The organism is Rhizobium sp. AQ_MP (assembly GCF_014237835.1).
Taxonomy (GTDB): domain Bacteria; phylum Pseudomonadota; class Alphaproteobacteria; order Rhizobiales; family Rhizobiaceae; genus Allorhizobium.
The window spans coordinates 1-22959 of sequence record NZ_JACJVI010000005.1 but is presented as its reverse complement, the minus strand read 5'-3'; the positions used below and the strand labels follow the sequence as shown (position 1 = coordinate 22959).

20 protein-coding genes and 1 tRNA gene are annotated in these 22959 nt (G+C 60.1%); 11 read left to right on the top strand and 10 right to left on the bottom strand.

The genetic code is table 11. From position 1 onward, the window contains the following. Positions 1-34 precede the first annotated feature (34 nt). Positions 35-1051, top strand: a complete 1017-nt coding sequence (locus tag H6M51_RS09805; RefSeq protein WP_185809683.1) for a glycosyltransferase family 2 protein — start codon at positions 35-37, stop codon at positions 1049-1051. Here H6M51_RS09805 and H6M51_RS09800 read toward each other — a convergent pair. Both H6M51_RS09800 and H6M51_RS09795 read right to left on the bottom strand, forming a co-directional pair. Further along, positions 1042-1995 (bottom strand): polysaccharide pyruvyl transferase family protein, encoded by a 954-nt coding sequence (locus tag H6M51_RS09800; RefSeq protein ID WP_185809682.1) that lies wholly within the window; start codon positions 1993-1995, stop codon positions 1042-1044. The two genes, H6M51_RS09805 and H6M51_RS09800, sit on opposite strands and share 10 nt — an antisense overlap. 74 nt (positions 1996-2069) lie before the next feature. Next, positions 2070-3035 carry a glycosyltransferase family A protein gene (locus H6M51_RS09795; protein WP_185809681.1) on the bottom strand — a complete coding sequence of 322 codons (966 nt, stop codon included), beginning with the start codon at positions 3033-3035 and terminating at the stop codon, positions 2070-2072. A gap of 118 nt (positions 3036-3153) precedes the next feature. Between H6M51_RS09795 and H6M51_RS09790 the strand changes: the two genes are divergently transcribed. The 9 genes from H6M51_RS09790 (at position 3154) to H6M51_RS09750 (ending at position 14560) form a co-directional block, all read left to right on the top strand. Beyond that, the gene (locus H6M51_RS09790; RefSeq protein ID WP_185809680.1) at positions 3154-4632 is read left to right on the top strand and encodes a lipopolysaccharide biosynthesis protein; all 1479 of its coding nucleotides are present in this window, start codon (positions 3154-3156) and stop codon (positions 4630-4632) included. Positions 4633-5056: 424 nt separating this feature from the next. Next, positions 5057-6154, top strand: a complete 1098-nt coding sequence (locus H6M51_RS09785; RefSeq protein WP_185809679.1) for an acyltransferase — start codon at positions 5057-5059, stop codon at positions 6152-6154. Beyond that, a complete protein-coding gene (locus H6M51_RS09780) occupies positions 6151-6942 on the top strand; it encodes a glycoside hydrolase family 16 protein (RefSeq protein WP_185809678.1) in 792 nt (263 codons plus the stop codon). The genes H6M51_RS09785 and H6M51_RS09780 overlap by 4 nt, the downstream gene beginning before the upstream one ends. Before the next feature lie 30 nt (positions 6943-6972). Continuing rightward, positions 6973-8187: a glycosyl transferase family 1 gene (locus tag H6M51_RS09775; RefSeq protein ID WP_185809677.1), complete on the top strand. Its 1215-nt coding sequence runs from the start codon at positions 6973-6975 to the stop codon at positions 8185-8187. Further along, on the top strand, positions 8177-9199 hold the full coding sequence (locus H6M51_RS09770; RefSeq protein ID WP_185809676.1) for a glycosyltransferase family 2 protein: 1023 nt from the start codon (positions 8177-8179) through the stop codon (positions 9197-9199). The genes H6M51_RS09775 and H6M51_RS09770 overlap by 11 nt, the downstream gene beginning before the upstream one ends. Then, positions 9196-10137 carry a glycosyltransferase family 2 protein gene (locus tag H6M51_RS09765; protein WP_185809675.1) on the top strand — a complete coding sequence of 314 codons (942 nt, stop codon included), beginning with the start codon at positions 9196-9198 and terminating at the stop codon, positions 10135-10137. The genes H6M51_RS09770 and H6M51_RS09765 overlap by 4 nt, the downstream gene beginning before the upstream one ends. Beyond that, positions 10134-11105 (top strand): glycosyltransferase family 2 protein, encoded by a 972-nt coding sequence (locus H6M51_RS09760; RefSeq protein WP_185809674.1) that lies wholly within the window; start codon positions 10134-10136, stop codon positions 11103-11105. The genes H6M51_RS09765 and H6M51_RS09760 overlap by 4 nt, the downstream gene beginning before the upstream one ends. A gap of 36 nt (positions 11106-11141) precedes the next feature. Beyond that, entirely contained in the window at positions 11142-12047 is a 906-nt protein-coding gene (locus H6M51_RS09755) for a UTP--glucose-1-phosphate uridylyltransferase (protein ID WP_185809673.1), read from the top strand. Positions 12048-12172: 125 nt separating this feature from the next. Further along, entirely contained in the window at positions 12173-14560 is a 2388-nt protein-coding gene (locus H6M51_RS09750) for a polysaccharide biosynthesis tyrosine autokinase (RefSeq protein ID WP_281418941.1), read from the top strand. Between the two features lie 220 nt (positions 14561-14780). Here the strand turns inward: H6M51_RS09750 and H6M51_RS09745 are convergent. From H6M51_RS09745 to H6M51_RS09720, 6 genes are all read right to left on the bottom strand, one after another. After that, positions 14781-14856, bottom strand: a tRNA-Lys gene (locus H6M51_RS09745). Then, positions 14851-15030 (bottom strand): hypothetical protein, encoded by a 180-nt coding sequence (locus H6M51_RS09740; RefSeq protein ID WP_185809672.1) that lies wholly within the window; start codon positions 15028-15030, stop codon positions 14851-14853. The genes H6M51_RS09745 and H6M51_RS09740 overlap by 6 nt, the downstream gene beginning before the upstream one ends. Then, on the bottom strand, positions 15005-15922 hold the full coding sequence (locus H6M51_RS09735; protein ID WP_185809671.1) for a PhzF family phenazine biosynthesis protein: 918 nt from the start codon (positions 15920-15922) through the stop codon (positions 15005-15007). Before H6M51_RS09735 ends, H6M51_RS09740 begins: the two co-directional genes overlap by 26 nt. 76 nt (positions 15923-15998) lie before the next feature. Further along, complete coding sequence (locus tag H6M51_RS09730; protein WP_185809670.1) at positions 15999-16736, bottom strand: NUDIX hydrolase; 738 nt, start codon at positions 16734-16736, stop codon at positions 15999-16001. Continuing rightward, positions 16733-17842: an endonuclease/exonuclease/phosphatase family protein gene (locus H6M51_RS09725; protein ID WP_185809669.1), complete on the bottom strand. Its 1110-nt coding sequence runs from the start codon at positions 17840-17842 to the stop codon at positions 16733-16735. The genes H6M51_RS09730 and H6M51_RS09725 overlap by 4 nt, the downstream gene beginning before the upstream one ends. Before the next feature lie 98 nt (positions 17843-17940). Then, positions 17941-19164 carry a PLP-dependent aminotransferase family protein gene (locus H6M51_RS09720; RefSeq protein ID WP_185809668.1) on the bottom strand — a complete coding sequence of 408 codons (1224 nt, stop codon included), beginning with the start codon at positions 19162-19164 and terminating at the stop codon, positions 17941-17943. A 193-nt stretch (positions 19165-19357) separates the two neighbouring features. On the opposite strand from H6M51_RS09720, the gene H6M51_RS09715 reads away from it, so the two are divergent. Beyond that, positions 19358-20545: a GGDEF domain-containing protein gene (locus tag H6M51_RS09715; RefSeq protein WP_185809667.1), complete on the top strand. Its 1188-nt coding sequence runs from the start codon at positions 19358-19360 to the stop codon at positions 20543-20545. A 140-nt stretch (positions 20546-20685) separates the two neighbouring features. Here the strand turns inward: H6M51_RS09715 and ilvC are convergent, their stop codons facing one another. Beyond that, positions 20686-21705 carry a ketol-acid reductoisomerase gene (ilvC, locus tag H6M51_RS09710; RefSeq protein WP_185809666.1) on the bottom strand — a complete coding sequence of 340 codons (1020 nt, stop codon included), beginning with the start codon at positions 21703-21705 and terminating at the stop codon, positions 20686-20688. Between the two features lie 23 nt (positions 21706-21728). Continuing rightward, positions 21729-22415 (bottom strand): TetR/AcrR family transcriptional regulator, encoded by a 687-nt coding sequence (locus H6M51_RS09705; RefSeq protein WP_185809665.1) that lies wholly within the window; start codon positions 22413-22415, stop codon positions 21729-21731. Positions 22416-22959: the final 544 nt, after the last annotated feature.

Genomic DNA, 22959 nt, shown 5'->3' with positions numbered 1-22959 from the left:
GTGATTGATTACTTGCCGAACCGAGGAGAGAGGCGTGACGAGCACCCCATCGATCTGCGTCATCATTGCCGCGAAAAACGCATCGGCCACAATCTCTCGTGCGGTGACATCAGCCCTGGCCGAGCCGGAAGTCGCCGAGGTGATCGTCATCGACGACGGCTCTACAGACCATACCAGCCGCGCGGCCCAAGGCGCTGATGACGGCAGCGAACGGTTGCAGATCATTCGGTTTGACGAGAACCGCGGACCGGCTGCAGCGCGCAATCACGCAATAGACATCTCCTCGTCCCCATGCATCGCGGTGCTTGACGCTGATGATTTCTTCCTGCCGGGACGGTTCGCGAACCTGCTCGCACTTCCCGACTGGGACTTTGTTGCCGATAACATCGTGTTCATCGACGAGAGCCATGCAAACACGGCGAGTGTCGAGGTGCCGGCATTCCAGCCCACCTCCAGCTTGATCGATCTTGAAAACTTCGTCGCCGGGAATATCTCGCGGCGAGGCAAGAGCAGGGCCGAGACCGGATTTTTGAAGCCGGTCATGCGGCGAGCTTTCCTGGATGCCTTCGACCTGCGTTACCGCCAGGAACTGCGACTGGGCGAAGACTATGACCTGTATGTCAGGGCACTGGCCAAGGGTGCCCGCTATCGTGTGAGCAATGTCTGCGGCTATGGCGCCGTGGTCCGGCACAACTCGCTAAGCGGTCAGCACCGCACCGAAGATCTGAGACGGCTTTACGAAGCTGACCGCGCCATCTTGCAGTCGGGCGACCTCACATCCGAAGCAGCAAAGGTGATCCGCCAGCATGAGCGCCACATTCGGGAACGCTACGAGCTCCGTCATTTCCTAGACCTAAAGAGGAACGAGGGCCCGGCAGCGGCTCTGCGCTACGCGCTCTTACATCCGTTGGCGCTGCCCGCCATCGCCGGCGGCATTCTCGCTGACAAGGCCGAGCGTTTCCGCAGCCCGGCACTCGAGAGTGCAAATCAGGGCAGCGGACCTGCGCTCCGCTACCTCCTGCCAATCACGGCGGCACCCGCTCAGAAGTAATCGCGACGAACGTCGTCCATCACGGCAAGCAGACGCGCCTTGCGGTCAGCGAGGACATGATCGACGCTGAGCTGTGGTTCGGCGCGGCTTGCTTGCCAGAGCGCCAGGACTGACGGCAGAGCGAGCGCCTGTTTGGCAGCCCCCCGCAGTTTGGTCTGCTGACGTTCCGCAGTCGCGACCAAAGGCCCGCCATCGTTCGACAATCCACTTGGTGCGGCGGCGGACGGAATACCGTCATCCTTGAAATCGACGCCCCAGAAACGCGCGCCCTTCAGCACAGCCTCTGCACGGGTCGAGACCGGTACCCTCCGCGGAGAATAGGACACGCCCACCGTTTTCGCCCAGTCGTTCCATTTGAAGCTGTTGATACTCTGCGAGGTCGTTACGGCAACCCACGGCACACGAAAGGCATCGGCGAGGATGGCACCGTGCATCGACTCCGCAATGATCGTTTCCGACTGGGCAATGGCCTTGATGACCTCCTTGGCGTCTCCACGCGGATCGATGTAGTGGAGACCGACCGTCTCGCAAATCGTCGACCAGATCCCGGCGGTCGCCGTTTCCCAGTGCGGAACGAAGCTCTTGCGATGGAGTTTCGGGAGCGTCTTGAACTCCGGCATGTCGGCGACCATGACCGCCGGATCTACGATGCCCATGTCAGCGGGGAGGCCCGCCCGTTCGGCCGTCAGGGGTCCGCGCACGCAGCGCACATCCCATGTTGTACGATCGGCCATGTCCGGAAGGGCGCCATACCCATAGCCGCTTCCAAGCACCAGCTTGCGCCCATCCGCCGGGAGGAGCGCTGTGTTGAGAACAGTCCCCACCCCCACGAGAAGAACCTCCGGATGGACGTCGCGAAAGCCGGGAAGCAGAAAGTCCCAAAGCCAGAGATTGAGGTCGTCGCCGAAATTGCCGTGCTGTGATTCCCAGTAATATGGATTCATCGGTCACTCCTGATTTACGGCCGAATTGATCAAACGATGGACACCGCCACCGATGCGGAGGCAATCACCAAGCCTCAAGCCTGACGCGATAACTTGGCGGCCGCCAGCGCGACAGCGCTGCCCAAGAGACGCGGATCGCGCCAGATCCACTGCGCCAGAAGGTCGACCTGCGGCAGCTTGCGCCGTTTGACGAGCCGCGCCTGGCTCCACAGCGCCTGACGACGTGCCGTCTGCTTGTAGCTGCGGATGGACGCCACTTCCTGCCCGCGCCCGTCGAAGCGGTGCTCGAGCCTGTCGAGCGCCACCCATGTGTTGAACTGCTGTTCAAGGAACTGCGGTGAATCGTTGTCGACACCGTGGAAGATGTTGAGGCCCTCCCCGCGTTCGGCGCCTGCCGCGTCGCACAGGATGACACGATCGGCCGCGAGCACGCAGTCGCAGAAAAACAGGACATCTTCCGCCGCGAGCCTGAGTTCCGCCTCAAAGCGGATCGACCGGAACAGCCGCCGACCAAGCACCATGCAGGAGAGATGCAGGAAGCTCCAGTTCCGCAGCATCACGCTCGACATTTCCGGCAGTTCAACGATCAGTGGAGAGTTCTGAAGCCGGACGACCTGCTCTGTCGACTCCAGCTCAGCAACGCCGAAATGGTAGTAGAAGGCCTCGCCGCCGCTGATCGACGCCCAGTAGCAATCGGCGTTGAAGCGCGTCATGCCGAGATAGGCGTTGGCGAGGTGGTCAGCAGTCCATACATCGTCGGAGTCGAGAAAAGCGACGAATTCGGTGTCAGGCTTCACGGCGTCGAGGCCGGTATTGCGCGCTCCGCCAGGGCCAGCGTTCAATTGGCGGATTACGGTGATCCGTTCGACCTCGTCCTTCGGCAGGCACGCAAGCTCTTCGTCGATCGGAAAAGGCGACTGATCGTCGACAACAATCACGTCGAAGTCGGAAAAGGTCTGGGCAAAGACAGAGCTCAATGCGCGCCGAAGGATGCCCGGCTCTTTCTGGTAAAACGGAATTATAACTGTCAGCTTCGCCATCTTTTCGCCCCTGCGGTTTATCTAAAAGAGGTTTACGCGGTCTTCGCCTACTGTTTGCCCTTGTGGGGCACATTGTTTTTATTGCCGTTTTTCCTCCCAAACCCGCCAGGATTTCGCCATGTCGCCAGCAGTGAACGCGAAGTCGGTGACACGGAACGTCGGCTGGAGTGTCCTATCCAAGACAGGCACATTCGGGCTTAAGTTTGTCACCGTCCCGATTTTGGCCCGTATCCTCTCGCCCGAGGAATTCGGCGCCGTGGCCGTAGCACTGGCCCTCGTGCAGTTTCTGGCGATGATCGGCGGGGCAGGTTTTGCCTCTGGACTGGTCATCCAGCCGGATGAGGACATGGAGACCGTGCACTCGGTTTTCTGGACCAATCTGGCGATATCCCTGGGTATGGCACTCTTCGTATTTCTGACCGCCGATCAACTTGCCGCTCTGCTCGGGGCACCAGAGGCCGGGGATCTGCTGAGGATCATGAGCCCGCTGATTCCGCTTCAGTTGACGGGGGACGTCGCCTATGCCCTCCTGGCCCGGCGCATGCAGTTCTCTCAAGACGCCTTGTGGAGCATGATTTCGGAGGCGGCTGGAGCCTTGATCGCCGTCGCATTGGCTCTCCTCGGATTCGGCGTATGGGCACTGGTCGCCCAGCTCTTTTCCTCCGCACTTATCAGATTGGCCGGCCTGTACGCCGTCTCGCGATACATGCCCCGTTTCGTCCTTCGCCCACGCAAGGTGCTGGTGCTCGGGCGCTTCAGCGTGAGCATGATGGGATCGGAGATTGCCAATTTCATCACCTTCCAATCCCCCATGGTCATCATTTCCCGCTATCTCGGCCTTGCCGACGCGGGCGCCTATTCGGCGGCAAATCGGTTTGCCAGCATCCCAAACCAGGTGGTGCTGTCTGCCGTCATGGGCGTGCTTTTTCCGGCTTTCAGCAGCATGATGCAGGATCGGGAACGCCGGCTGCAGGCGCTCGTACTTTCCACGCAGGTGACAACCGTCCTTTTGGCGCCAATGATGTTTGGCCTATGGGCACTTGCCGAACCCGGGATGCTCGTTCTCTTCGGTCCACAATGGGCCCATGCCTGGCCCGTGCTTGCCTTGTTGTCCCTGTCGAAGGGCATCCTTACCCCCTGCAGCACCTATATCCCCTATCTGAAGGGTATCGGTCGCGGTGGCATGCTGTTTTGGTGGGCCGTGATCCGCGCCATCGCCACGACAGGTGCCGTCGCCTATGCGGCGATCCATGGCAGCCTGACGGATGCGATGATCGCCCTCTGCATTGTCAATGCCATCGTCCTGGTTGGCTATTCCTGGGTGGTGCATCAGGGAGATCGCGCCCCCCTCACCGGCTTCCTTCTCGCCGGTCGCCCCATGGCATCGGCGATCGCCATGGCGCTTGTCCTGCGTTATCTGCTCAACGACTACGGGCATCTTCTGCCCAATCCCCTTCTTCAGCTTGTCGTTGGCATCGGCATCGGCGGTGTCCTTTACGGCGCACTGACCCTCTTGCTGGAACGTCGGCTGCTGAAGAAGATGACGGAGTTGTTCCGCAAGCGCACCGTCGCCCCGACGGAATCATCAGGATCGTGACAATCGGCGGCCGAAGCGGCGTAGAGGCCGCCCCATTTCCGCCACAAACCGCCTGAGCAGCGCACCCGATCTGCCTCTCAAGCCGTTCGATTGAGAAAATTTCGCTTGGGTTTCCGCGGCTGAAACGCTCATCGGGTAAAGCCTCATGAGTTTCGATAGGCCGATGAAAAGCAGCGTGTTTCGTGATCTGACGCAAAGCTGTGCGTTCAGGTCCGACCGCGTAGACGCTCAAGTTTTTGCTGCGCCGCAGCAGGCAACACCTCGTTTTTCGCTGCAATGCCACATTTTACCCCCTTCCCGAACCTAACCTAGGGATGCGGGCTGAAGTCTGCTCTGGTTTGAACGGTCGCGATTTGCGGCGTCCACAATAGGAGTGACTGACATCGTGAACGTTGGCGCGAACGTATCATCACGGATCAACCTGATGCGGGTCCTGCTCATCGCTGGGATCGTGTTTGTGCACATTCCCTATGATCCGGCCACAAGCCCCTATCTCGGCACCCACGGCATCGGGGACTGGATCCGCATCTATCTCGGAGACAGCCTGTTTCGCATCGGCGTGCCGTGCCTCAGCGCGATTTCCGGTTATTTGCTGTTTCGTAGGGGGCTCTCGGACTTCGACTACCAGAAGGTCATGCGCACAAAAGCCAGGACTGTGCTCCTGCCATTCCTCCTCTGGAACTTGTCCTTCCTTCTGCTGGTTCTGGTCGCGCAGAGCCTTGGCATTGGTCATGGTTATCTGCCCAACGTGGCCGATGCGACACCCCGGGAAGTGACAAGTCACGCACTGGCGCTGGAGGCCTGGCCCGTCAACCTCCCGCTGTACTTCCTGCGGGATCTTCTGCTCTGCCTCGCCCTGTCACCGGTGATCGGACACTTGGTGGCACGCTATCCGCGCACGACGCTGCTCCTTTTTCTCGCCTATGCGGTGCTGCCGGTGCCCAGCGGCATATTTCTGAAGAAGTCCATCCTGTTCGGCTTCAGCCTCGGAGCCTTTGCCGCTCTGCATCAGGTCGACGTGCAGCGGCTGGACGCCCATGCAAGGCCCGTGATCACGGTGGTCGGCCTAGCATCGGTGATGCTCGCTGCCGGTCTTTATGCCACCGGTCCGCAATACCCGCAGTGGCTCGATGTCTCGCGCGACCTCGTTTCCATGTCGGGCATTTTTGGCGCCTGGGCCTTGTCAGGACTGCTGATCCAGACGCGCCTCGGCAGCCGGCTCGGCACCGGCAGCGGCCTGAGCTTCTGGATCTTCTGTGCCCATTACCCGCTCCTGGTGGCCCTCTGGATGATCTGGAACCGCACGGAAGGCGTGCCCTATCTCGCTTTTTACATCCTCGCACCGATTGTCACGATCGCCGTGCTTCTTGCCTCGCATGCCCTGCTGAATCATCTGGCGCCGGGCATTCTTGCCATCCTCACCGGCAACCGGGTCCGATCACCCGTGACGTGCCCAAGTGTGCGAGCGCAAGCGCAGGGTCGTCCTGCCAATTTGCCTCTCAGCAAAGGTGACCGCCTATGACAAAAAAAACCACGGCACATGCCTATCGTCTCGCCCTTTTCACCACGCTGGGGATTGCACTGAGCAGCACCGCCGGCGCGCAGCCGAACGCAAGCGGAAAGTCCTTTGTCGACAATTTCGACCGGCTGGACAGCGGCCTCTGGTACGTCTCGGACGGCTGGAACAACGGACCGCATCAGAATTGCACCTGGTCTAAGACACAGGTCACCGTCTCCAACGGCGTGCTGGAACTTGGCTTCGACAAGCGTCGGATCGGTGAGCGGGAATACGTTTGCGGCGAGATCCAAACGCGCAGCCGGTTCGGTTATGGCACCTATGAGGTGCGGATGAAGAGTGCTGAGCCGCCGGGCCTGAACTCCGCGTTCTTCACCTATATCGGACCGACCGACAAGAAGCCGCATGACGAAATCGACTTCGAGGTTCTGGGTAAGGACACCTCCCAGGTTCAGGTCAACCAATACATTTCCGGCAAGGGTGGCAACGAAGCACTCGCCGATGTTCCGGGCGGCGCCAGTACAGCCTTCAACGACTACGCTTTTGTCTGGGAGAAGGAGCGCCTGCGCTATTTCGTCAACGGCGAGCTCGTGCACGAGGTGACCGACCCGACCAAGATCCCGACAAATGCCCAGAAAATCTTCCTGAGCCTTTGGGGCACCGACACGCTCACGAACTGGATGGGCCCCTTCTCCTTTTCCTCGCCGTCGAGAATGCAGGTCGACCGTCTCGCGTTCACCGCCCCCGGCGACGCCTGCCAGTTCGATCAATCGCTGGTCTGCAAGCTGAAGTGACATTGCATTGCCACTGAGAATGGATGTCTCATGCTGAAGATACTCTATCTGGTCCATGACCTCGCCGATCCCGCCGTGCGTCGGCGTGTGCTGATGTTTCAGAGCGGCGGCGCTGAGGTGACGCTTGCCGGCTTTCGCCGCAGCGAGAACGCCCTGACGACGGTCAAGGGCATCGCACCGATCGAACTCGGCAAGACGGCCGACGGACGCTTCGCCCAGCGCATCGGCGCGGTCGCCAGGTCCTGCCTGGCGATCGGAGCGAGGCTCGGCAAGGTGGCAAGGCCGGATGTCATCGTCGCACGCAACCTCGAAATGCTTGCAGTGGCCAATCGGGCCACGTCCCACTTCGGCGGCGATGTGCCGATCGTTTACGAGTGCCTGGACATTCATCGCCTTCTGCTGCGCAACGATGTTGTTGGCAAGGTCTTGCGCGCGGCGGAAACGAGACTAGGGCGAAATGCCGGACTGCTGATCACCAGTTCTCCCGCTTTTATCGAGCAGTATTTCCGGACAATATCCGGTCTCGACCTGCCGACGCTCCTGCTGCAAAATCAGGTTCTCGACCTTAACGAGGATGACCCGGCAAAAGTGGCGCTCGCAACTCCGCCAAGTCCGGGGCTGCCCTGGCGCATCGGCTGGTTCGGCGCGCTGCGCTGCGCCAAATCGCTCGCATTGCTGTCGCAATTCTCCCGCGCCATGGCTGGGCGTGTTGAGATTGTCCTGCGTGGCCGGCCGGCCTACTCGGAATTCAACGATTTCGATGGGTTTGTGCGCAATGAGCCCTTCATGTCCTTCCATGGCTCCTACCGCAACCCGGAGGATCTCGCCCGCCTCTATTCCGACGTCCATTTCTCCTGGGCGATCGACTTCTTCGAGGAAGGGCAGAATTCGTCCTGGCTGCTGCCGAACCGGCTCTACGAAAGCTGCCGCCACGGCACGGTGCCGATCGCCCTCGCAGGCACCGAAACCGCTCGCTTCCTCGCGGCGCGAAACCTCGGCTTTATCTTGCCGGATGCGTCGACCGACCGGCTGACAGACCTCTTCACCTCCATGAAAGATGAAACCTATGGCGCGGCAGTCGAGCGCATCCATTCGCTCGGACCGGCCCCGTGGACGTTCAGCAGGGCCGACTGCAAGCAGTTGGTGAAACGTCTTTCAACGCTGGCCGCCGGCCGACCGGCTGTGCATTCCGCCGATCTTCTTGCCCCACCTCTAGCCGCCAAGGAAGCACCCTATGATGAATGAAAGAGGCAGACCCGCCCGCTGCTTGATCGTCATTCCCTGCCTTAACGAGGCAGCCCATATCGAGGGGGTGATCGATAACCTCGGAAGCGCGCTTGACGAACTCGATGCGCGCATCGTGGTGGCCGATGGAGGCAGCACCGACGGCACACGCCCGATCGTGGCGCGGATCGCGGCCGAAAACCCGAAAATCTTGCTTCTCGACAATCCGAAACGCATCCAGAGCGCCGCGGTCAATCTGGCCGTTGCCCATTACGGCAACGACTGCGAGTTTTTAATCCGCATCGACGCCCATGGCGACTATCCCCCGGATTATTGTCAGACGCTGATGGAGGAGGCGCTCGTGAGCGGCGCCGATTCCGTTGTGGTCGGCATGCAGACGGTCGGCATTGGCTTTTTCCAGAAAGCCACCGCGCTCGCGCAGAATTCCAAGCTCGGAAATGGCGGGTCGCGTCATCGATCCGGGGCGGCAAGTCACTGGACGAACCACGGGCATCACGCGCTGATGCGCATCGCGAGCTTCCGCCAGGTCGGCGGCTATGACGAGAACTTCCAGCACAATGAAGACGCGGAACTGGACTATCGGCTGGTCAACGCCGGCTTTCGCATCTGGATGACCAACAAAACAAAGATGGTCTATTATCCACGTTCGAGCGTGAGACCGCTGTTTCGACAGTATTTCGGCTACGGTCGTGGCCGCGCACGCAACTTCCTCAAGCATCGCGCGCTCCCGAGCCTACGGCAGCTCATTCCGCTTGGAGTGGCGCCCGTGACACTCGGCGCATTCTTCGCCATCATAAACTGGGCGGCGGCGATCCCCTTTGCCATATGGGTCGGGGCCTGTGTCAGCTACGGCGTGTGGCTGGGAGTCAAGGAACGCACAGCACATGCACCGCTTGCCGCCGTGTCGGCCATGGTGATGCATTTCGCCTGGTCAGCCGGTTTCTGGCGCGAAGTGATGAGCAGCGCTTCGCGGCCTCCCCTCAAGGTGGCACGGAGGGAGCCTTCGTTATGAGCACCTTCGCCATCACCCCACTGACCCGCGTCGACATAGGCGTCTGCACCTTCCGGCGCCCGGAGCTGGAGCAAACACTGCGATCGCTGGCAGGCCTTGTTTTGCCCGAAGGTGTTTGCGTCCGCGTCATCGTTGCGGACAATGATGCGTCGCCCTCAGCCCGCCCCTTGGTGGACCGGCTCTGCCCGTTGCTGCCGTTCCAGCTTCTCTATGTGCACTGCCCGGTCGCCAACATATCGATCGCGCGCAACGCGTGTCTTCAAAACAGCGACGCGGACTTCCTGGCCTTCATAGACGACGATGAGGAGGCTTCCACCGATTGGCTGCTGCTGTTGCTCAAGACCGCAGAGGCGACAGGCGCCGATGCGGTGCTCGGACCGGTCAGGGCGCGCTATGGGCATGACGCTCCTCATTGGATGCGGAGCGGCGACTTTCATTCGACAGCGCCGGTTTGGGTCGGGGGAGAGATCCGCACTGGTTATACCTGTAACGTCCTGCTGCGCCGGGGATCGCCGGCCGTCGCCGGCCGCAGATTCAGTCTTGCCCTTGGTAAGAGCGGCGGGGAGGATACCGACTACTTCACCCACCTTCATCGGTCCGGCGGCAAGATTGCCTACGCCGCGGAGGCCTTTGTCGAAGAGCCCGTGCCGCCGGCGCGCGCGCGGCTGTCCTGGCTCGCCAAACGCCGCTTTCGCATGGGCCAGACCCACGGCCGCCTGCGTGCGTCAGAAGCGCCCTTGGCGAAGCGGCCGATACAAATCGCTCTCGCTGCTGCCAAGGCGGGCTTTTGTCTTCTGGCAGGCTTGGTGTGTACGCCTTTTGCGATCAAGCGCAACCGTTATGCATTGCGCGCCATGCTGCATATCGGCGCGGTCAGCGGCCTGATCGGCTTGCGCGAAATTCGGCAATACGGCGACCTGGAGGCCATTTCCCGATGATTCAGCCGCAGCCCGACGTCAGCATTGTCATCGCCGCGTTCAATGCCGCTCAGACGATCGACCGCGCGATATCAAGCGCCTTGGCGCAACAAGGTGTCTCCCTGGAAGTCGTCGTCAGTGACGATTGCTCGACCGACGCCACCCTTGCGGCCGTTCGCGCGATCGCCGATCCGCGCATACGGGTCGTTGCTCTGCCGGAGAACCGGGGACCGGGAGCTGCACGCAACGCCGCGATCGATGCGGCTCGGGGTTGCTGGATCGCCGTACTCGATGCAGACGACACCCTTCTTCCAGAGCGCCTCGCTCGAATGATCGCAAAGGCGGAAGCCGCCAATGCCCAGATCGCCGTCGACAACCTGACCGTGGTCACGGTGGATGGCCAGACCAAGGCCATGTTCGACGCGCGCCACCTGGCAGACAATCAGGAACTCACCCTGCCCACCTTCATTCAGTCCAACAGGCTTTTCCACTCCCAGCATAACTTTGGCTACATGAAGCCGGTCTTCAAACGACAATTCCTGTCAGAGCGGGGGCTGCGCTTCAGCGAGAGCCTGAGAATTGGTGAAGACTACATCCTTTTGGCGTCCGCGCTGGCAGCCGGCGGACGATGTGTCGTCGACCCAAGTGTCGGCTATTGCTATCATATCACAGAGGGATCGATATCGCGCGAGCTCCGGCTGGACCATGTCGAGGCCATGATCGCCGCAGACGCCGATTTCCTTCGCCGTTATCGGCTGGACGCCCCAGCCTTGTCCGCGCAAAGTCGCCGCCGACGCAGCCTTATTCATGGGCACGCCTTCCTGACAATGATCGACTGCCTGAAGCGACGGTCTTACGGTCAAGCCCTCGTCACCGCTCTGCACAATCCCGCAGCGCTTCGCCATTTCAGGATGCCTGTTGCCGAGCGGATCCGGCGACTTCGAAATTTCAGCAGACAACCAAACGGCTCGGTGATGCAGCAGCCCTGAAGGGCAAAGCCTCTGTTTTAAGAAGGATTTTTGGGCATGTCACACGCAAAACCTGTTCGAAAAGCAGTCATTCCCGTAGCGGGAAACGGGACACGTTTTCTGCCCGCTACCAAGGCGATGCCGAAAGAAATGCTTCCGATCGTGGACAGACCTGTCGTTCAGTATGCCGTTGATGAGGCGCGTCAGGCCGGTATCGAGCATATCATCTTCGTAACCGGTCGGAACAAGCAGATCATAGAAGATCATTTCGACATTGCTCCAGAGCTCATGAGTTCTCTTTCGCGCGCGGGGAAGACCGCACAGTTGTCAGAACTGGCCGACATGCTTCCGACCGCAGGCTCCGTCAGTTTTACAAGGCAGCAAGCGCCTCTCGGCCTGGGCCACGCTGTCTGGTGTGCCCGGGAGATGGTGGGGGACGAACCCTTTGCTTTGCTCTTGCCCGATATGGTCTCGCACGGAAAACGCGGCTGCATGGCCGGTCTCGTTGAGTTATACGCTGAAACGGGCGGGAATATCCTGGGAGTCGAGCAGTGTGCACTCGAAGACGTATCGAAATACGGCATCGTGGGCGTTGGCGACACTGTGAACCATGGATTTGCCGTCACTACGATGGTGGAAAAACCTCACCCTGACGACGCTCCGTCAAATCTCTTTCTCAATGGTCGATACATCCTGCAACCCAGCATCTTCGATAAGTTGGCTGACCAGCCACGCGGCGCCGGCGATGATGTCCAGCTGACAGATGCAATGGTGACCTTGAGCAAAACCGAAACATTCCATGCGCACCCTTATCAAGGTCGAATGTTCGACTGTGGTTGCAAGCATGGTTTCCTTGAAGCGAACGTGGCCTTTGCACTTGCCAGGGCGGACATCAACGCGCTGGTTTTTGATTCATTGAAATCGATGATTGCCTCCCACGAACGTGGCTTTGGAAGCCCCTGAAGCACTGGTTGCAACCTCGCACAAGGTTGCGGCACGCGATGACGACGGCGGAGAGAACCTCCAGACGAAACCTTTCGAAGCGGAATAAGAATATGAGCCTCCCCCTCCCCAGCCACAATGCCGCAATGCGCGCGAACAAGGATGACAGTGACTCATTCATAGACCTTGACCGGCTCTTGGCATCGGCTTGGCGCAGGCGAGTGATGATTGCCTTGACGACAGCAGCCTTTCTGCTGCTGGGCGTTGCCTACCTCGTGGCGACAGTCCCGGTCTACACGTCGATGACGCAGATCCTGCTGGACGAGGAGATGGCCCGGTACACCCAGGAGGAACTCGCGCCAGCGCAGAGCAGGCAGCAGGTTGACACCCAAATCTCGAGCGCGGTGGAAATCCTGAAGTCGAACAAATTGGCCCTGAGGGTTGTCGATGAGGCCGCGCTAGCCGACAACGACACGATCCTCAATCCGCCAAAGAGCGTGCTTGAAACCGCGAAGTCGCTCCCGCGCAGCATAACTGGCCTCTTTACGGACGAGGTTTCCGAGGCAAGCTCGACAGAGGCCAAGAGGCAGAAGGCGGCAGCCATGCTGCAGCAATCCATCACGGTGGAACGTGTCGGGCGAAGTGCAGTCGTTGCCCTGTCATACCGCTCACCGGATGCTCGATTGGCGGCGAAGGTCGCCAATGCATATGCGGCTGCCTATAAAGCCGATCAACTCAACGCCAATTTCGACGCAGCAGAGGGCGCTTCGATCTGGCTGAAGGAAAGATTGGACGACCTGGGAGGACGCGCCCAGACGGCCGCGCTCGAGGTTGAACGTTTCAAGGCGGAAAACGGCCTGACCTCGACGCGCGGCGAGTTGATGTCAGAACAGCAGCTGACCGATCTCAACAGCCAGTTGACCATCGCTCAGACTGACGTAGCAAGGGCCTCGGCTCGCTACGAACAGTTCAAGTCGATCGTCGACCAGGGAGCAAGTTCAGTTGCCAGGAACGCAACGGTCGGAACGAGCGATGCGGGCAATTCAGTCCTTCAAGATCTGCGCGCACGTTACCTCACAATTGAACAGCGGGAGCGAGAGGTCACCGGAAGCTTCGGGACAGACCACCCACAGGCCGTGGCGCTGAAGGCGGAGAAAGACGAAATCGCTCAGCAGATCTATTCAGAATTCCAGCGGCTTACGGAAAGTTACAGAAACGAATATGAAGTGGCCCGTTCCAGAGAAGAGGCGCTGCGCCAACGCATGGAAGGGGTCACTGGTACGAATTCTATTGCAACGCAGTCCCTCGTACATTTGCGAGAACTTGAGCAAAAGGCGACCTCGCTAAGAACCCTGTATCAATCTTACCTGGAACGCTTCGAGCAAGCGAACCAGAACCAGACGTCAACGATACCCTCAGCCCGGGTGATTTCGGATGCGGGTGTTCCTGTCTCGCCGTCCAGTCCGAAGAAAACCATGGTACTGGCCCTATCGACAGTGCTCGGCTTGATGGCTGGCAGTGCGCTCGCTTTCGCGAAGGAGGTGCAGGACCGTAGTTTCAGACTTGTGCGTGCGATTTCTTCGGAACTAGGTAAAACCTCTCTTGGCTATCTTCCGCTTGTCGGCACCAAGCCGATGACGGCTTTTGAACGCTTGCGACGGCTGGTCAAGCAAGGCGGCAAAAACTCTCCCAGACCGTTACCTGCACCACCGCTCGAGCGGATGACAAGGCTGGTGCTCGAAGCGCCACACTCGGCCTTCGCCGAAACGCTGCGCAACGTGAAGCTCGTCAGCGATATGAACCTCAAGGCAGGTCAGAACAAGGTCATCGGTGTGGTCTCGTCACTGCCCGGCGAAGGTAAGACGACCGTCGCGACTAATTTTGCCATGCTGCTTGCAGCGAGCGGCAAGCGAACTCTGTTGATCGACGCTGATCTTCGCAAGCCCCGGCTCAGCCGGATGCTGAAGCCGGCGCCAAAGGCAGGCCTTGTCGAGGCAATTGCCAGTGACGTCGCCTGGACCAGTCTTGTTCGGGTCGACGCACAGTCAAAGCTTGCGATTCTACCCATAGCCCCTCGAGCCGCGGGCGAGCAGATGCCCTCGTCCACCGAGCTTCTGGCATCCCCGCGCATGGTGAGCCTCATCGATGGCGCCCGCCAGCATTTCGAATATGTGATTGTCGATCTCGCTCCGCTTGGGCCCGTGATGGATGCCAACGTACTTTCCAGTCAGCTGGACGGCTTCATTTTCGTCGTCGAATGGGGAAAGACCCCTGTACAGCTGGTTACCGATCTTCTGGATGCACAGCCGCTCGTCGCCTCGAAGATCCTCGGCGTACTCCTCAACAAGACTGACATGGACCTGGTATCACAATATGGCCCGTCAGGCGGACCCGAGAAATATTACGGTCGATATGACGGCTATTATCAGCAACCGATAATGACGGCGCCCGCAAGCACGGTCGGTCGATCAAACCCTTCGGTCAACACAAGCCCTGCGCCAAAGGGTGAACCGGTTTCCCCGGCTACAGCATGATGAAAGCATCACTGTGCGTCACGGCTTGGCGCACTCGGGTGCGCATGGCGGGGCACGTGTCTTGTCGCGAGGGCGTGTCCATACCGGCTTGCGGGGAGCTCGAAGTCACGGGAGAGATAGAGCCCGACAATAGGCTCACCGCCAGCGCAATCCGACAACCTGCCATGCTCAGAGTTCTGACTAAGGGAACAGCACAACGACTTGATTTATCGGAAGAATTTGGTGGGTGATGTAGGGCTCGAACCTACGACCCGCTGATTAAGAGTCAGCTGCTCTACCAACTGAGCTAATCACCCGCCTGCACCGGTTTCAGTGCTGTCCGCCCCGTTTCCGGTGGCGTGACCGGGCGTATAAACAGGATCGGGGACCTTGTCCAGCGCCGCCACCAAAAATCTTGGCTCTTTGGTCAAAAAAATTTCAAAAACCAAAAAAAATGCAATCTTTTCAGATGTCCAGCGTTCCAGAAGCAAGGCGAACGGCCTGACCGCCGATCCTCGCCCGCGAGACAGCGCCATCTTTGACGTCGATATGAAGATGGATGTAGGACGGCCGCCCCATCTCCACACCTTGCTCGATCATCATCGGGTGGTGCCCGTCCGGCAGGCCGTCGAAGTGGTGGATAGCCCCCGAAAGCGCTGCCACCGCGGACCCCGTCGCCGGATCCTCTATTATGCCCATGTCGGGCGAAAACATGCGGGCATGGAATTTCGCGGCATGATGAACGCCTCCGCGACAGTAGACATAGGCCGATGTCAATCGTCCCTCGCTCATCGGCGCCACGCGCTCCCACAACTGCGTATCGAAATCGACACTCTCGACCGTCGCGACATCATGCAGGGGAACCAGGAGAAACGGCACGCCGGCACTCCAGACCATCGGCTGGTGGTTTTCGAAGCCGATGGCGGTGGCTTTGACCGAAAGGGCATCGGCAAGCCCCTGCCGATCCAGCTGATGATCGTGACGGCTCGACAGACGGGGCAAATCGAACTCGGCGAAACTTGCCTCGTCCGGCCTCACCCTGACGGCGCATCGAACCGGCCCGATTGTTTCCTCCAGGACGGAGACGAGATCCATATTGGCAGTGGCGCCGTTATAGGTGCGCTCTGCCAGCGCAATCGCCGTCCCGACCGTTGGATGTCCCGCAAAGGGCAGCTCCCGTCCCGGCGTGAAGATGCGGATCCGAGCAGTATGAGACGCATGGTCGGCCGGCCGTACAAACACGGTCTCCGACAGGTTCATTTCGCTGGCGATTGTCTGCATCATGTCGTCAGAAAGACCAGCGCCATCGAAGATCACTGCCAGCGGATTGCCCGCCAGCTTCCGGTCGGTGAACACGTCGTAAATGGCATATTGTCTCGCCACGGGCCTGTCTCCGTTGAAGGTCACGCTCGCGGCACACACTGCCCGACGCGAAACGGCAAGGCAAGCCGAGCGCTGATCACTGCCTGTGGCCGTAGTACCAGGCGAGAATCGGCAACATCGCGACGCCGTAGCGATGCGCGGCCGGATCACCACCGCGGATCGCCACCGCCCGGGTGATCTCCGGTTCGGCGCAATCACGGGCAAAGGCATCGATCCGCTGCACCAGTTCCTCTGCGGTCTGTTCGAACGTAAAAAGCCGCACCAGTGTCAGGCGCCGCGAACGATAGCTGGCGTAAAGCACCGGATCGGCGACAGCCTGATCGAGATCGAGGCCTGTCTCTTCCATCACCTCTCGCCGCATATTGCCTTCGATATCGCAAACACCATCGACGATATCGGACATATCCAGCGATCCGGCCGCAAAGTAGACCTGTCCGGGATTGGCGGTATGGGGCGCCATCTCGACGGCAATCAGCGCGCCGTCGGAGGACACGATGACCGGATAGCCGAACAGGTGGCAGGCCCCTGCGAACTCCGGCTGCCGCCGCCACCAAAGGAAAGTGGCAAAATTCGAGACATGGCCGCGCGCTTCGAGATGGCCGTCGCTGTAACGGATCTCCCGCTGCAGGATCAGATTTCCGTTGAACAGTGCCGGGTTTGCACTCACCTCGCGCTCCCAGTTCTCTGAGATCGCCGCAACCTGAGTGGTATCCAGAGGATGGGGACCAGGCGAAATCCTGAGCGCCAGCGAATGAACCGGGTGCAGGCTGCCATCGGCTGGCAGTCCAACGTCATCAGGAGAAAAATGGCTCATGGAAGATGCAGCGTAATGGCAATTGGGCAGTGGTCGGACGCCTTGGGCCGGTCCCATCCGATACGCGGATAGCGCTCGACCTCCTGCCCCGGTGGAAACGGCGTGCGGAATGGCTGGCCGTTGCGGATGACCTCGGGCAAGGCCTGCGCATTGGCCTGTGCGAGCCCCTTAGAAAGCCAGATATAGTCCAGTTGGCACAGGTGCTGCTCTTCGGGCCCACGCGCATGATAGAGCGTCCAGCGATCAATTGCGTCCCGTCTCAGCATGGGGTTTTCTGCAAAACCGTCATGCGAGAACACATCGAGCGCACTCGGCAGATCCGGCCGGTGGACATAATCATAGCCTGAACGCCGGTCCCCGATCACGTCGATGCGCTCCTGATAATCGTTCATATCGCCGCAGATCACGAAGTTACGCCGTGATGCATGCTCGCGCCCGAAACGATTTTCGATGATGTGACGTACGGCCTTCGCCTCGGCCTCACGGATCGGCATGGTGGAGGTGCGCCCGTCCATACCGTCGCGACCGTTGGTCATCGACTTGAAGTGGACCACATAGACTGTCAGCGGCCGGCCGCCGACACGCAAATCGAGTTCCAGGCAGTCGCGCTTGAAAATGCGGTCATCTGGCTGGATCCGCTCCCCGAGGCCCGGATGATAAAGACCGAGATCGTGATAGGTGAGTGCGGCGTGGCTGGTGACATCACGCACTTCGATCGGCTGGCCGTCCCGGGTCTCCTCCCGCATAAGGACGGCCACGTCGATGCCGCGACTGTCATTGCCTTCGACCAGATATTTTTGCCGATACCCTGACCCGATCATCCGGAAGAGATACCCATATTCGAAGGCCTTGAGCGCCTCCATGTTGTCGACCTCCTGCAGGCACAGGATGTCGGCATTGGTGTCGGCAATCGCCAATGCGGAAAGCTGCCGGGTGTCGTCGGCAGAGGACACGATCCGCGCGGCCTCGAGCCGCTGATAGTCGGCTTCCGACTTGATATCGAACAGCTTTAGCACGCGGTCAGACTTCAGCTGGTTGCGATAGCCGGTGAAATCGAAGCGGGTGATCAGGTTTTCGATGTTGAAGGTCGCGATGCGAAGAGACATGAACATCTGACAGAGGGTCGGTTGCAGAAGCGGTGGACGGACTGCACTCAACCACGCCCGTGGCGCATCCGCAACCCGAGGCCGGCGTGCCTAGGCTGTCAGGCAGCCTGCGCGAGCGCCTGTCCCACCAAGCGGCCCAAACGCCGAATGCCTTCCTCGATCATAGCCTCGTTGGCGCAGGAATAGGACAACCTGATGGTATTGGCACCGGAGCGATCGGCGAAGAACGCCTGCCCCGGTACAAAAGCCACCTTTTCCGTCTCGACGGACCGGGCAAGCAGATGAGCGCCGTCCATGCCCCGGGGCAACGTGACCCAGATGAACATGCCGCCCTCCGGGCGCGTCCACTCGGTTCCCTCGGGCATATGGTTCTGGAGCGCCGCCAGCATCGCATCGCGACGGGCGGCATAGGCTGACCGGATCTTTCCGATCTGGGCTGCGAAATGCTTTGCGGCCACCTCGGCAACGACCATCTGGTTGATGGTCGAGGAATGCAGGTCTGCGGCCTGTTTCATCAGCACAAGTTTTTGGATGACGGGCTTGGCCGCCACGACATAGCCCACACGCAGACCCGGCGCGAGGGTCTTGGAAAAGCTTCCGCAATAGATCGTGCGGCAGGAATCGATGCCGCCACTGCGGGCAATGTCCAGCGCAAGAATCGGTGGAATGGCCTCGCCATCGTAACGCAGATGCTGATAAGCCGCGTCTTCCAGCACAGGGATGTCGAGCGCATCAGCCAGAGCCAGGATCCGACGTCGCTCCTCGAGACTGACCGTCTGGCCCGTCGGGTTGGCAAAATCGGTCGAGAGATAGGCAAACTTTACGGCACTCCCCTGCCCGTCAGCGACCGCCCTGTAGCTCTCAGGTGTTCGATTGCCGATCGACAGCTGGTCATAGAGCGGTTCGTAAGCGTTGAAGGCCTGCAATGCACCAAGATAGGTCGGCCAGGTGACGAGGGCCGTGTCGCCGGGGGACAGGAGCAGTTTGCCGAGATAGTCGAGCGCCTGTTGCGAGCCCGAGGTAATGAAGATGTTGTCGAGTTCGCAGGCGATCCCCAGCCGCCCCATTTCATCCTTCAGCCATGAGCGCAGCGGCAGATACCCTTCCGAGACGGAATACTGCAGAGCGCCGCCAGCCTTTCCACCGGCAAAGAGGTCCGCATATGCCTCGGCAAACTCCCGTTCGGGAAAAAGCGCTGGGTCGGGAATGCCGCCAGCAAACGAGATGATGTCCGGCTTGTCGAGCAATTTCAACAATTCGCGGATCTCGGAGGCGCGCATGCGTGACGAGCGCGTGGCGAAAACGTGGTCCCAGTTCAGCATGGTGTTTCCTCGTAGGTGGTCTTCTTTGAACAGCAGAACATGAAAAACACGATAGGTCAACAATGCTGACCTATCATGGACGCCCGCATTCACCGGAAGGAAACCATTTAAAGTCTCTTTTTGAGCGACCACTAAAATTTGAAGGACTTGTGTCTATACTTGCCGGCACGTCAGAAGGAACCGTCCTTTGCAAATGCACAAACTGACCTTACCCATGATTGGGATCGACGACGAGACGAACCCGCCATGGGAGCATCTGTCCGTCCTGTTCCACATCCTTCCCCATATCGTGGCGGCAATCGCGATACTGTGTGCTGCGATCTTCCCGCTGCTCGAGGGACGCACGTTCGAGGTGGCTGCGGTGGCCGCGATCCTGGCGGCGCAGGTCACGATGCGCGGCATGGCGGACGCCCGATTTCGCAAACGGGATTCGTCAGATCAGATTCGCCCCTGGCTGAGGCTGTTCACGGTCGTTTCGATGCTCTCAGGGCTCGCCTGGGGCATCGCACTCGCCATTCTCTACAGCGGTGGCAGTGCGGACACCCAGGTCGTGGTTCTCGCGATTGGTTGCGGAATTCTGCAATCCAGTGCGGCCCGCGCCTATCTCGCCCCCCGCTCGACGCTGGTGGTCATTCTCACCATTACCCTCTTCGTCAACATCGCGGCCATCCGGGAGGGAAACTGGATCATGGTGCCGATCTGTCTCGCCTATGTCGGTTTCCTGGCAAGCTACATGGTCCGCCTGATCGCCATGGACGAAAAACGCCTGGCTGCCGAAAGGAAGACCCAGATCCTCGTCAGGGCCCTGGCGGACAGCAATGACAAGCTGATGCATGCGAATGAGCAGCTTCGCCGCCATGCACGCACTGATGCGCTGACCGGCCTCGACAACCGCGGCAGCTTCGACGAAGAACTGCGCCGCCATCTTCTCCTGACGCGCAACGGCGGCAACGCTCTGGCACTGCTCCTGATCGATGTCGATCACTTCAAGCGCTTCAACGACACCCACGGCCACCAGGCGGGCGACCAGGCTCTTCGCGTATTCGCCGACCTTCTTCTCGTCCGGATCCGCAAATGCGACGGTATCGCGGCACGTTACGGCGGTGAAGAATTCGCCGTCCTGCTGCACGGTGATCATGCGCATTCCGCCTTGAGCATTGCTGAAGACTTGCGTCTTAGCGTTGGCAACCTTCTGCTCACACTCGACGATGGGAATTCGGCTCGACTGACCGTCAGCATCGGCGTCGCCCTTGCCGAGGTGGCAGATGACGAACACACCCTGGTGGCCCGGGCGGATCGACGCCTGTACCAAGCCAAGGCGGCCGGGCGGGACAGGGTCTGCGACAGCGATCAGGCACATCGTCTGGCGGGCTCTGCCTGACCTCCGACCTCCATGGACACGCTCCGGGACAATGAAAAATGGCCGGGAAGCGATATCTTCCCGGCCATTCGACCTTTTCCTCGGCACGTCCAGCACCGCTGCAGATCATGAGTCGCAGGGTGCATGGATGACGCACCAGATTAGTTGCGGGCCTTGTCGACCAGCTTGTTCTTGCCGATCCAGGGCATCATGCCGCGCAGCTTGGCACCGACTTCTTCGATCTGGTGGGCGTCGTTCATGCGGCGGATACCCTTGAAGCGGGCCGCACCGGCACGGTATTCCTGCATCCAGTCCGAGGTGAACTTGCCGGTCTGGATGTCGTGCAGCACGCGCTTCATTTCAGCCTTGGTTTCAGCCGTGATGATGCGCGGACCGGTGACGTATTCGCCCCACTCGGCGGTGTTCGAGATAGAGTAGTTCATGTTGGCGATGCCGCCTTCATAGATCAGGTCGACGATCAGCTTCACTTCGTGCAGGCACTCGAAATAGGCCATTTCCGGAGCGTAACCGGCTTCGACCAGGGTTTCGAAACCGGCGCGGATCAGCTCGACGAGACCGCCGCAGAGAACGACCTGTTCGCCGAAGAGGTCGGTTTCGCACTCTTCCTTGAAGGAGGTTTCGATGATGCCCGAACGGCCGCCACCAACGCCACAGGCGTAGGAGAGAGCGAGCTCAAGGGCGTTGCCCGAGGCATTGTGATGGATGGCAACGAGGCAGGGAACGCCGCCGCCCTTCTGGTATTCGCCACGAACCGTGTGGCCCGGGCCCTTCGGCGCGATCATGACGACGTCGACGGTCGACTTCGGCTCGATCAGGCCAAAGTGGACATTGAGGCCGTGGGCGAAGGCGATGGCGGCGCCGTCACGGATGTTCGGAGCGATGTCGGCCTTGTAGATGTCGGCCTGCAGTTCGTCCGGGGTCGCCATCATCATCAGGTCAGCCCAGCCGGCAGCTTCGGCAACAGTCATGACCTTGAAGCCGTCGGCTTCGGCCTTCTTGACCGTCGCAGAGCCGGCCTTGAGCGCGATCACGACGTTCTGGGCGCCAGAGTCCTTCAGGTTGAGCGCATGCGCGCGACCCTGGGAACCATAGCCGATGATGGCAACCTTCTTCGACTTGATCAGGTTCAAGTCGGCATCACGATCGTAGTAGACGCGCATTGTAGTGTCCTTCCCTATGCTTGTCAGTTGTGGTGGATATTGGTGTTCGGAGAGCCCGAACGGGATGCCCCGTCAAGGCCCGCCAAGACTCGATCCGTGCCATAGAGCGCCAGGAAGGCGGATACCGCCTTTGACGCCCGGGCACCGAATTTGTGGCTCTGTGGCACTTCGCCGAGCAACATGCGCACATGCAGGTCGCTGACGATCAGGCCGTACAGGGTACGATAGGCTTCCTCGCCGTCGCCAAAACGCAGCAAGCCGTCGCGCTGACCGGCATCAAGCAGCGCCCTCGCCCGACGATCGATCTGGCGGCGTCCACGCTCAAGAAGCAGCGTGCCGAGCTTCGACCCGTCGCGGCTCGACTGCCCGATGGCAAGCCGGTTGAGTGCCAGAGACACATCGCCGGCGAGGACTTCAAGAAGATCCCGGGCGAAAATTTCGAGGTGATCGGTCAGGCTTGCGACGGTCAGGCGCTCGCCCGGGCGCTCGAATGTCCGGACCTTGCTCGCCTGATAGGAGATCATCGCCGAAAGCAAACCGTCACGGTCGCCGAACCACTTGTAGAGGCTTTCCTTGGAGCAGTTGGCAGCACGCGCGAGACCGGCCGTCGTCACAGCCTTGTCGCCTCCTTCCACGAGCAGACGCAAGGCCTCGGCGAGAACAGCGTTCTGTCGCGGGGTAAACTCTGCGGTCTGGTTGTCGATGGACATGCGCGCCTCCGGGTACCGTACGGTACGGTTCGCCATTCTTATGTCCGGGCGTCGGCTGGAGGTCAAGCCCGATTCTCGAGAAAATGAAAAGCCAAGCAGGCGGCATGTTCCGAATTGCCGTCGTCGTTTTCGTCCGACCACGGGCGGGTTCAAAGCGCTCACGGCCTGTCGGCGATGGGGAGGCTGACCGCGCCTCAGACGCCTCCGCAAGCCTCTGCCCCATCTCCCGATCCCCTCACCCGCTGTCACAAAAGGGTGAAAGCATTAAAAAATAATCGTTGTATGTAATAGTTAAATGACGGCCCGCTTGGCCCCTAACCCTCTGTTTTTCCTCAACCCCAACGTCAAGTATCCTTTCGGATACCGGGTACCTTGACCGAACCAATCAGTTCGATTGTGCGCAATGGGGTATTGAATTCTCCACCGCCATACGCCAAATCATACTCATCGAACCGCACAGTTCGATCAAGCAAGGTTCACAGGTTCAAGACAATGAAGACCATCGCAGCAGCACTCCTGACCACCATCGCAGCCGCTTCGGCCG

What these genes read in the sequence shown, in the direction of transcription:
- H6M51_RS09770 (WP_185809676.1), top strand. Translation starts at nt 8,177, where the DNA reads ATGATGAATGAAAGAGGCAGACCCGCCCGCTGCTTGATCGTCATTCCC.
- H6M51_RS09755 (WP_185809673.1), top strand. Translation starts at nt 11,142, where the DNA reads ATGTCACACGCAAAACCTGTTCGAAAAGCAGTCATTCCCGTAGCGGGA.
- H6M51_RS09775 (WP_185809677.1), top strand. Translation starts at nt 6,973, where the DNA reads ATGCTGAAGATACTCTATCTGGTCCATGACCTCGCCGATCCCGCCGTG.
- H6M51_RS09720 (WP_185809668.1), bottom strand. Translation starts at nt 19,164, where the DNA reads ATGCTGAACTGGGACCACGTTTTCGCCACGCGCTCGTCACGCATGCGC.
- H6M51_RS09715 (WP_185809667.1), top strand. Translation starts at nt 19,358, where the DNA reads ATGCACAAACTGACCTTACCCATGATTGGGATCGACGACGAGACGAAC.
- H6M51_RS09800 (WP_185809682.1), bottom strand. Translation starts at nt 1,995, where the DNA reads ATGAATCCATATTACTGGGAATCACAGCACGGCAATTTCGGCGACGAC.
- H6M51_RS09785 (WP_185809679.1), top strand. Translation starts at nt 5,057, where the DNA reads ATGCGGGTCCTGCTCATCGCTGGGATCGTGTTTGTGCACATTCCCTAT.
- ilvC (WP_185809666.1), bottom strand. Translation starts at nt 21,705, where the DNA reads ATGCGCGTCTACTACGATCGTGATGCCGACTTGAACCTGATCAAGTCG.
- H6M51_RS09795 (WP_185809681.1), bottom strand. Translation starts at nt 3,035, where the DNA reads ATGGCGAAGCTGACAGTTATAATTCCGTTTTACCAGAAAGAGCCGGGC.
- H6M51_RS09790 (WP_185809680.1), top strand. Translation starts at nt 3,154, where the DNA reads ATGTCGCCAGCAGTGAACGCGAAGTCGGTGACACGGAACGTCGGCTGG.
- H6M51_RS09705 (WP_185809665.1), bottom strand. Translation starts at nt 22,415, where the DNA reads ATGTCCATCGACAACCAGACCGCAGAGTTTACCCCGCGACAGAACGCT.
- H6M51_RS09780 (WP_185809678.1), top strand. Translation starts at nt 6,151, where the DNA reads ATGACAAAAAAAACCACGGCACATGCCTATCGTCTCGCCCTTTTCACC.
- H6M51_RS09760 (WP_185809674.1), top strand. Translation starts at nt 10,134, where the DNA reads ATGATTCAGCCGCAGCCCGACGTCAGCATTGTCATCGCCGCGTTCAAT.
- H6M51_RS09750 (WP_281418941.1), top strand. Translation starts at nt 12,173, where the DNA reads ATGCGCGCGAACAAGGATGACAGTGACTCATTCATAGACCTTGACCGG.
- H6M51_RS09730 (WP_185809670.1), bottom strand. Translation starts at nt 16,736, where the DNA reads ATGAGCCATTTTTCTCCTGATGACGTTGGACTGCCAGCCGATGGCAGC.
- H6M51_RS09765 (WP_185809675.1), top strand. Translation starts at nt 9,196, where the DNA reads ATGAGCACCTTCGCCATCACCCCACTGACCCGCGTCGACATAGGCGTC.
- H6M51_RS09725 (WP_185809669.1), bottom strand. Translation starts at nt 17,842, where the DNA reads ATGTCTCTTCGCATCGCGACCTTCAACATCGAAAACCTGATCACCCGC.